General features: G+C 59.3%; 7 protein-coding genes. 2 read left to right on the top strand and 5 right to left on the bottom strand.

All coding sequences use genetic code 11. The features are described from left to right. Window positions 1-572: 572 nt before the first annotated feature. Window positions 573-2,957 carry a preprotein translocase subunit SecA gene (locus ACIQ17_RS25715; protein WP_398472115.1) on the bottom strand — a complete coding sequence of 795 codons (2,385 nt, stop codon included), beginning with the start codon at window positions 2,955-2,957 and terminating at the stop codon, window positions 573-575. A 350-nt stretch (window positions 2,958-3,307) separates the two neighbouring features. Between ACIQ17_RS25715 and ACIQ17_RS25710 the strand changes: the two genes are divergently transcribed. Both ACIQ17_RS25710 and ACIQ17_RS25705 read left to right on the top strand, forming a co-directional pair. Further along, window positions 3,308-5,728, top strand: coding sequence for a TonB-dependent receptor (locus ACIQ17_RS25710; protein WP_398472114.1), 2,421 nt, complete (start codon window positions 3,308-3,310; stop codon window positions 5,726-5,728). An 83-nt stretch (window positions 5,729-5,811) separates the two neighbouring features. Further along, on the top strand, window positions 5,812-6,498 hold the full coding sequence (locus tag ACIQ17_RS25705) for a Fe2+-dependent dioxygenase (RefSeq protein WP_398472113.1): 687 nt from the start codon (window positions 5,812-5,814) through the stop codon (window positions 6,496-6,498). Between the two features lie 3 nt (window positions 6,499-6,501). Here the strand turns inward: ACIQ17_RS25705 and ACIQ17_RS25700 are convergent, their stop codons facing one another. From ACIQ17_RS25700 to ACIQ17_RS25685, 4 genes are all read right to left on the bottom strand, one after another. Beyond that, complete coding sequence (locus ACIQ17_RS25700; RefSeq protein ID WP_398472112.1) at window positions 6,502-7,509, bottom strand: FAD:protein FMN transferase; 1,008 nt, start codon at window positions 7,507-7,509, stop codon at window positions 6,502-6,504. Window positions 7,510-7,521: 12 nt separating this feature from the next. Continuing rightward, window positions 7,522-8,331: a DUF4198 domain-containing protein gene (locus ACIQ17_RS25695; RefSeq protein WP_398472111.1), complete on the bottom strand. Its 810-nt coding sequence runs from the start codon at window positions 8,329-8,331 to the stop codon at window positions 7,522-7,524. Window positions 8,332-8,392: 61 nt separating this feature from the next. Continuing rightward, complete coding sequence (locus tag ACIQ17_RS25690) at window positions 8,393-8,905, bottom strand: DUF2271 domain-containing protein (protein WP_398472110.1); 513 nt, start codon at window positions 8,903-8,905, stop codon at window positions 8,393-8,395. Window positions 8,906-8,914: 9 nt separating this feature from the next. After that, window positions 8,915-9,556, bottom strand: coding sequence for a PepSY-associated TM helix domain-containing protein (locus ACIQ17_RS25685; RefSeq protein WP_398472109.1), 642 nt, complete (start codon window positions 9,554-9,556; stop codon window positions 8,915-8,917). Window positions 9,557-9,893 lie beyond the last annotated feature (337 nt).

Below are 9,893 nucleotides of genomic sequence, written 5' to 3'. Positions count from 1 at the left end.
AACGCGAGGCGCTTAATATCGTTGTAACTGCCCCGCCTACAGAAGCCTTGGAGCTGGAGATCACCCAAATCTTGGATAGCACAGGGGCCGTCGGACCAGCGCCCGAAATCATACGCTAAACCATCTGGTAATATGGTCGATAACCAGAAACTTCTATCTGCACCGCCAGCTTCGGCCCCCTTGTGCGGAATGGGCGCATCTGGCCAAAGCGGACAGCGAAGGACCAAGCAGCTAGTCGATTTTGATGTGAGTAGCCGATAGACTCCTGACTACGAGCCGTGCGGGGTTTTGTGATCGCGCGCTCTGATTCGCAAAAACTCTCGTTGTAATCAATGTTCAGATGTAATCATTTGCACTAGATTCACGTCGGCGGTTCGGCTGACCTGACGCCAGGTAGCAGACCGACTTGTCATGCTAATGTGATCGGTCGGAGTAGACTCTCATTCGCGCGAACTGCAATTCTGAAGTCTAGGGCCTAGCGCGAGATTGCTGTCGGCATATGTGGCGTCGAACAAAGGAGCGTGAATAGATTGTTACGCCACTATCATTCAGGGCCGCCAGGTCGCCACCGGCTATTTCTCGGCCCGGAGTCCGAGCCGCATTGCGTGAGCTGTCGCTTCATGCCGGAATTCCATCATCAGATGTGCGAATGTGGAGAACGCCTCGGATCGATATTCGGCTTGAGTCCGTTGTCTATTGAGGCCGCGGTCGGAGACCGCCCGGCGCAAATGCTCGAGGCGCTGCGTCTGTTCAGTCCAAAGCTGGTCTAACAGCGCCAGCATCAGCCCGCGTATCACCTCGGCGAGCCGCTCGGCTCCGAATGCCTTTACCTTGCCGGCCATCCAATTATCAGCGGCCGTTTTGATCAGCCTGCGCAAATGTGCGGTATTCGCCATTTGATCGGTCATCGAAGAAAAATCGATGGCGAGCGTTAAAATTGCGCGCACGCTCGCATCGAGGCGGAGGAGCTGTGGCGTTTCGCCTTTAGGTGCAAATCGCTGGAGGAGATCGTCAATAGTGTCCTGACGCAGGTCATCTGCTAGAGCAAGTGGATCCTCCGTGTCGCGAACAATGGCGCGCTGCGCCAAAAGGGTCATCCGCTGCGTTTCGATGACATCGTCGAAGCGCATCAAAGCGGAGCGTTCATTGAAGGTCCGGCTCAGGTTGCGCCTTTGCGCCTCTGCGATGGCACGCTCAAGGGGCATGGGTCGAGCGGCCATCGTTCGTCCAGGGGTATTCGCTGCATTGACGAGTTCGTCCTCCCAAGACGTATGAAACTCCGACTGGCCGGCATCGCCCTGTCTTCCGGCGCGACCGCGGAGCTGACGATCAAGCCGCGCGAATTCGTGATGTTCGGACCCGATCACCAGCAGCCCACCGGCGGCGGCAACCCGCTGCCGGTTCTCGTCACTAATTGGTAAGCCGCCCAGCCGGATGTCGGTGCCGCGTCCGGCCATGGCGGTCGCTATGGTCACGGCGCCTGAGGATCCCGCTTGCGCTACGATCTGAGCCTCGTGCTCATGATGCTTGGCGCTGAGAAGTGCAAACACTCGCGGTCCGGCCGCAAGCGATGTCCGCCAACCACGCGCCTTGAGCGCAGAGGCAATAGCTTCCGACCGCGAAATTGTCGGCGCGCCGACAAGAACAGGTTGCCCGCGCGCATGCGCTTCTTCAATTCGTGCGACAATGGCTGCAAGCTTTGCGTCGCGGTTCAGGTGATAAACGCATCTATCGATCCGTTGCGACGGACGCTCCGGGGGCACCGATAGAAGCGGCATGCCGTAGATCTGTCGATATTCGTCGGCGTCGTCGATCGCTGTTCCCGTCATTCCAGCCAACTTTTGGTATTTCCGGAAGAAGGACTGGAAGGTAATCGATGCAAGAGTTCGCGCTTCCTCGCCGATAAGGCAGCGCTCCTTGGCCTCAAGAGCCTGATGCAGGCCATCGTCATAGCGCCGTCCCTCCATCATCCTGCCGCTGTATCGATCCACGATAACGACTTTGTCGTCCTTGACGACATAGTCGCGGTCACGCTGCAAAATGGTGCGGGCGCGAACAGCCTGGATCACGTGGTGAAGAAGCGTAATCGACTGCGTGACGTGCAACGATGCATCGGGCTTCAAAAGCTCGGCTTGTTTGAGCCAAGCATCGATCTGTCCGTACCCCTCATCGGTCAAATGAACATGACGATGATCGTCGATCCGGTAATGATTGGGTTGCAGTCCCGCCACGATCGCGTCGATCGTCTTGTAAAACTCGGAATGATCGCCGAGTGGTCCAAACAGCGACAGCGGCATCGTCGCCTCGTCTATCAGGATCGCATCCGCCTCATCGATTAGCGCAAAACCGTGGCCGCGCTGAACCGCGCTTTCGCGGCTATATTTCATGTTGTCGCGCAGATAGTCGAAAGCAAATTCGCTTGCGACGCCATAAGTTACGTCACATCCATAGGCGCTTCGACGGCTATCGTCGTCCATGTGAGTCGTGATGATGCCCGTGCTGAGGCCTAATGCGGCATAGATGGGCTTCATCCAAGCCGCATCGCGTGAGCTCAGATAATCGTTGGGCGAGGCAACGTGAACGCCGGCCCCCGACATTGCCTGTAAGGTCGATGTGAGGGTCGCCGTGAGAGTCTTGCCCTCGCCGGTCGGCATTTCCACGACGTAGCCCTCATGCATAGCGAGGCCGCCGATGAGTTGGGATAACGTATGCGTCTGAGACAGCTCTCGGCGGCTCGCTTCGCGTACCAGCGCAAAAGCTCTCTCGACCAAAGCATTGGGTTTTGCACCATTGCGGACATGCGCGCGCAGTCGCTGGGCTTCATCCTTTAAATCTGCTTCGGAGAGGCGACGCATATCCGAGTCACGCCGCATGATGTTTTCGGCAATTCTGCGAAAGCGCCCAAGACGTCGATTAGCAGTGAGGTCGAGTGCACAACGAGCAAGACGCTGAAACATTGAGGTTCGCAACAATCGGGGCTGACCTGCAGGCGACTCCGCGATGCGGTGCCACGCTCAGTTGGTGACCTAATCAGTTCATGCGGCGATATAGTCAAGGATCAATGGTGCTTTGAGCCAAATGATTTCAGCGACGCGCGGATAAGCTCGCTACATAAATTAGCCAAGCCATTTTAGAGCCATTCAAAGGTCTCGGCCTGCCGCTGCAATGCCCCGCTTTAGAAAAGCTCTAGAACCTAGCGGAATCGAGGCAGTTTTGCGTCGATCTAATTGCCGAGAAATGGACAACAACATTATAAACGAGACAATGTGTCGCGCCTTGCCGTTACTTTGGAAGTTAGGATTGGGGAATGGGGATCATATCAACTCGCAGCGTCGACGGGGATATCGATGTTGAATCGTTTGGCAGCGTCTCGAAGACAGCGTTGGGCCGGACCACTGTGGGCATCGCAGCTGCGATGTTGATCCCGACCTCGGCGGACGCGCAGACGGTTTCGGCGCCTGCATCTCAGGAATTGCCGCCCGTTCGTGTTACGGCGCCGCAGCAGACAACCGCAAAGCCCCGTTTAGCGACCAAACGCTCGACGAACACAGCGCGTCCACGCGCGGTGGCCGCAAGGGAGCCGACCTCGCCGCAGGTCGCGCCGGTGATCGGCGATGGCGCGGGCATCGCTGGTTATCAGGCGCCCGCGCAATCTGGCGTGTCGCGCTTTTCAACACCGCTGCTCAACACGCCTCAAACTGTAAACGTCGTCACGCAGCAATTAATGCAGGATCAGCGCACGACGAGCGCACAGGAGGCGCTGCGAAACGTCCCAGGCATCACGTTCACCGCCGGCGAGGGCGGCGTGCAAGGTGACCAGATCAATATTCGCGGCTATACCGCGCGCAACGACATCTATCGCGACGGTATACGAGATCCCGGCTGGTACGCGCGCGATGCGTTCAGCTTCGACCGGGTTGAAGTATACAAAGGGCCTTCGTCATTTGCTTTCGGGCGCGGCTCGACTGGTGGCGTCATCAACATTGTCAGCAAAACACCGCAAAACCGCGACTTCTACGTGTTCGAAGGCACGGGGACGTCCGCTGCGGGAGGCCGTGCAACTGTCGATGTCAACAAGGCGTTAGGCGACTGGGCAGTGCGCCTGTCCGCACTTGCTTACGAAACCGATATTGCCGGACGCGATTTCGCCAACGTGAAGCGCTACGGCTTTGCGCCCTCGGTGTCCTACCAGATCAACGACCATGCCAAGAACACACTGAGCTACATCTATCAGAACGATGACAATATCGCCGACCGCGGCATTCCGATGCTGCCCGGATCATATTTCGGCACCACATATCGTCAGCCGGCCCCGGTACCGCGCAGCACCTATTTCGGCGTGGCGACACCCGGGCAGAACGATGTCGAGCAGACTGAGGCACATAACCTCATCAATAAATTCGAATATGAATTCGTGCCGGGGCTGAAATTCACGAACACCACCGGCTATTCCTACGTCGAGCGGTTCAACCGGACGCGACCGGTCCAGATCAACGCGACAAACCTCTATCCCACGGCAAGTGGTGGCGTTCCCTACGCAGCTGGCGCGATCACTCCTAACACGCCTCTGAGCAATATCTGGGTGCAAAACAGCAATCATTTCGCTAACCAGACCAATAATCAGCTTATCAGCAATGTCAGCGACCTCAATGCGAAGTTCGCAACGGGCTTCCTGGAGCACAATGTGCTTGTCGGCATGGAGGTCAGCCGCGAGGACCGCGAGCAGTTCCGCACGAATTTCGACGACACGTCGATTCGCGTGAATATCGCCAATCCGAATCCGTACGTGTCGACGCCGCTGGCCAGCACGACGGCAGCGACGATCTCCTCTGCGAACACGATCGGCGTCTATCTCCAAGATCAGATCAAGGTCACCGAGTGGCTCGAGTTGCTCGGCGGCGTTCGGTTCGACAATTTCGAGTCGAACGCGCGAACATATTCGTTCAACAGGCTCACGGGCGGTCCCGCGACGCCCCCGGTGGTGCCCACGAATCTGGACGCAAAGAACGACTTCACGACCTATCGCGCCGGCATCGTGTTGCATCCGACCGCCAATTCCAGCGTGTATTACATGCACGGCACGTCCGCCAATCCGCCGGCGGAGTTCACCACAATCACCACCGGGCAACAGTCGCTGGCGCCTGTCCTCTCTGAAACCGACGAGATCGGTGCCAAAATCGATTTCTTCAATAACCGGCTGAACTTCAATGCGGCCGTCTTCCGCACGAAAAAGCAGGGTGATTACGAAAACTCCGGGTCGACCGTCAGTCCGAACTACGTTGCGATCGGCGATTCGCAGGTCGAGGGTTTCGAGATCGGAGCATCAGGCCGCCTCACCGATGCCTGGAGCATTTATGGTGGCTATGCGTACCTGAAGTCGAGGCTGACCTCGTCGTTGACGCCCGGCAACATCGGGCACGAACTCGCCAACACGCCGGAGAACTCGTTCTCGGTCTGGTCGACTTACGACATGTCGCCGGACCTCACCGTCGGCGGCGGCGCCGTCTTCGTTGACTCGCGTTGGACCAGTGTCACCAACGACGGCCGCGTTCCGTCGTACTGGCGCTTCGACGCGATGGCCGCCTACAAGGTAACACAAAACTTTAAGCTCCAGCTCAATGTCTACAATCTGACAGACCAGTACTACTTTGATACTCTGGCTGGCGCGGGTTATGCCGTACCTGGCCAGGGACGCTACGTGTCGCTTTCGGGACGCGTCTCCTTCTAGCGTCGACGCCTCGATCTTATGAGTCGCGACCGAGGGAGGCCGGTGTCGTCAGACGCCGGCCTCCGATCTTTGGAGTCTCAATTTTGCTGGTTCATATCCCGGAAGTTCTCACGCCGGACGAAGTCCGGTACTGCCGCGATGTCATGCGGCGAGCGGACTGGGCCGATGGGCGCATCACCGCCGGGCATCAGTCGGCTCAGGTCAAACGCAATCTCCAGCTGCCCGAACATACGCCCGAGGCGCGTGAATTGAGCGGATTGGTGTCTGCCGCGCTCAATCGTAACCCTCTGTTCATGTCGGCGGTGCTGCCTAAGAAGGTGTTCCCGCCGCTCTTCAATCGCTATGATGCCGAAGGAGAGATGAACTTCGGCTCGCATGTCGACAACGCCATACGCACGATCGCCGCGACCGGAGAGCGGGTCAGGACCGACGTGTCATCGACGTTGTTTTTCGCCTCGCCGGACGAGTATGACGGCGGCGAGCTCGTCGTCGAGGACACCTATGGCACCCACAGCGTGAAGCTGCCGGCCGGCGACATGATTGTCTATCCCGGCACCAGTCTGCATCACGTGACGCCGGTGACGCGCGGCTCCCGTGTCGCCTCGTTCTTCTGGACCGAGAGCATGATCGGCGACGTGACCAAGCGGTCTATGATGTTCGATCTCGACATGTCGATCATCCGCCTCAATGCCGATCATCCCGAGCATCCCTCGGTGGTGTCGCTGACGTCGCTGTATCACAACCTGCTGCGGCAGTGGGCCGCGACCTGACCGTCACGCAAGCATCTCGCGCATTACGGACGATATCCGTTCGGATGTCTCGTTGCGCTCCGGGTTACGCAGCCGGATGATAACCGGGAGCTCGAGGCGATCCGCGCAGTCGATCGCGGCATTCGGCTCCATCACCATGAAGGCCGTTGCGAAGGCGTCGGCTTCCATACATGAACGGTGCAGGACCGTCGCCGCAATCGTGCGGTTTGCGATGGGTCTTCCAGTGGCCGGATCGATAGTATGCGAAAGCGCTTGTCCGTCACGGAGGACATGGCGCTCGCAGCCAGATGTCGCGATGGCGGATTCGTGCAGAGCGATCCGCAGCGGGGCGCCCGGCAGTCCACCATCGAGATCTCGCGCCTCGACATCGACCCACCACGGCGATCCGTCCGGTTTCGTGCCGGCACCCGATAGTTCGCCTCCGATCTCGACCAGTGCATTATGGAGACCGTGTTGCCGGAGGGTCGTCATCACGAGATCGACGGCAAAACCCTTGGCGATGCCGTTGAAATCGAGCGAAACGGGAGCAAGGCGGCGGACACGGCGACCTACCGCATCATGCTCGAGTTGCCTCCAGCCGATCTGCATCCGCGTTTCGTGCTGTGAGGGCGGCTGTGCACCATCTGCTGCCGGCCCGAATCCCCATCGATTGACCAGCCGCCCCACGGTCGGATCGAACGTGCCACCGGTCAGGCGCGCGATCCGCAGCGCTGCCGTGGTGACGGCGTCGAATTCGGCCGCGATGTTGAGCCATGATCCGGGCGGCTGCCGATTGAGCCGGCTGATGTCTGACTCTGGCTCCCAAAGGCTCATTTGGTTGACGACGAGATCAAGGCAGCGCTGCACCGCACGGTTCAGCGTCTCTCTTGCTGCAGCCGTGCCGTAGAACCTGACCGACCAAGACGTGCCCATCGTCTGGCCGGCCAGGATCTGCAGAGACGCGCCCGCCGGCATGGCGCGTGGTTTCACGTCATGCGGGATCGCCACGCGTCGGAAGGACTCGCTGTCCATGTGGTGCGGAGCTTATTGCGGCAGCACTTCGACGGTTGTCGTATAGCTCGCGCGCCGCTGTGCGTTCTTGATCGTGCTCTTGCTGTCCTGAACCGACGCATTCATCCAATACATGCCCGGTCCGGGCCAGGTGACGCTGAAAGTGCCGGATTCGTCGGCCGTCACCTTAATGTCGTTGAGTTTGTCGCGATAACGGATGCCGCCGGGGACGATCTCAATCGCGAGGCCCGCTGCCGGCTGGCCGTCGAGCATCATTCGGAACGTCGCCTTCTCGCCGGCCACTAGGTTATTCGGATGGGTCACGGGAACCATCTCGAGCCCGACACCGGTTGGCTTCAGGGTTTCTGATGTCGGCTTGCCGGACGTCACGAAGGCTTCGATCCGCCCGTGCATTTCGGAAAGTTTCACATCCGTCGCATTGGCGGGGATTGCCATCGCAATCTGATCGGCTTTGCCGCGCCAACGCTTGTTTTGACCATCGACCTTGTAGCTGGCGAAGGCGCCGGTGTTGAGCACCATCATCCTGTAGGTGCCGGGTTGTTCAAGCTTCACGTCGAATGTGCTGCGGTAGCGCCCCTTGGCGATGTTTTGGGCTTCGACCGCCTTGCCGTCCGGCGACAGGACCGACAGCCCGTCCAGTTGCAGCGGGAAGTGCTCGAAATAGAACAAGTCATTGGACACGGCGCCATCGACGGTGACCCAGGGGTCGGTGCCGGAGAGTACAGTCGCTGACGGTAGCAGCCAGGTGCGATGGGCCTGTGCAGCGAGCGGGAGGATGGCGAGCGCAGATGTAAGCAGCGCGGTTCGAACGGCGTTCTTCATGGCGTATTCCTCTCAGTCGGACTGGTAAGTCGATGGATATGTTGCGGCCGGCGCCTAGGGATCATGGTGCGAGCTTGAGCGTGACGGCGCCGATCTCGCTGTCGCCCTTTGCCGCAAACGTCTGTGCTGCTTTCGGCGGCCACTCGAACGGAATACGAAGGAGCTCGCGTCCGCCGACCTCACGGGCGGCTTCGATCACCAGGCTGTAACTGCCCGGCGCGAGATCGGTCAGCGACTTGGATGCGGCATTGAAGGACAGCTGGTGGGTGCCCGGCGCGCGAGTCGGACTGCTCAGGCCGTCGGCGGGCATGGTCAGGTCACGCCCGGTGCGACGCCACCATTGCCGCATGTCCTTGAGCCATTTTGTGCCCTCGTTGTCCTTGAGCTTCGTATCGTACCACACAGCGAGGTTCGTGATCTTGCTGCCGTCGGGGTTCTCGATCCAGAATGCCACATAGGGACGATGATACTCGGCCACCGACAGGCGCGGAATCTCGATGCTGACGGCTGCTTCGCCGGCCAGCGCGGGCGTAGCAGCGATCGTGGTGAAGGCGGCGGTGACTAAAAGGCGCATGGGCAACTTTCATTGATGAACGAAAAAAATGAGGAGCAAGACGGGCAAGGCGAAGCCTATGCCGACGACGGGCCAGGTGGCCGGCCGTCTGGTCGCATGCAGTTGCAGCAGCAAGAGGCCGGTTACGGAGAAAATGACCGCCGCCACGGAAAACAGGTCGATGAACCACCTCCATGAAGCGCCGGTGTGGCGTCCCTTGTGCAGATCATTCAGATAGGCGATCCAGCCTCTGCTGGTCGCCTCATGAGTTATATCGCCGGTGCTGAGATCAATGGTGGCCCAAGCATCTCCGCCTGGTCTGGGCAACGCGATATAGATCTCCTTGGCCGACCATTCGGTGTCGCGCCCTGACGTGTCGATGCGCATCTCCCGCGACAGCCATTGGCTTACCATAGCCGGCAGAGGCTCCTGCGACGTAGTGGATGTTTTGCGCAACGCGCTTAAGAGCTCCTGCGGCAATCGGGCTTCGCGCAGGGTGACCTTCGGTCGGCCCTCGATCTGGGCAGCGTGATTCAATGTAATGCCCGTGATCGCAAACAGGATCATTCCAATGAGGCAGACAGCCGAACTCATCCAGTGCCACTGGTAAAGTTGTTTGAGAAGAAGCGCTCGACGACGTTTCTGTGCAGCCTTCTGGTCTGAATCGATCATCGTCCCACCCGGCTCTGCCTGCATCGCCGATAATAGCTGCGGACGATCGCCGATGTTTAGCGGGCGAAACGCACACTTGCCACCAATGTAGATTAGGACGTTTCTAAAGTGCTTGGTATAGCAACAGCTACCGGTCGGATGAAGCTGTCCGTCTTCGATATCTCAAGATCGGCATAGGGCCGTCGAGCTCGCACACGGTGAATGCGTGCGCCGGCAGCTTGTCCAAGCGCTCGAATCGGCAGCCTGATGACCCGGACGTCGCGCGTTAGGACCCGATCTTTACGGTCGATCGAGGCGAACGCACGCGGTCATGCCACGGACCTCGCTGACATCCGCG

Origin of the sequence: Tardiphaga sp. (assembly GCF_044340795.1) — a bacterium.
Taxonomy (GTDB): domain Bacteria; phylum Pseudomonadota; class Alphaproteobacteria; order Rhizobiales; family Xanthobacteraceae; genus Tardiphaga.
The sequence above is the reverse complement of the archived record's forward strand: the minus strand, read 5'-3'. Positions and strand labels throughout refer to the sequence as shown.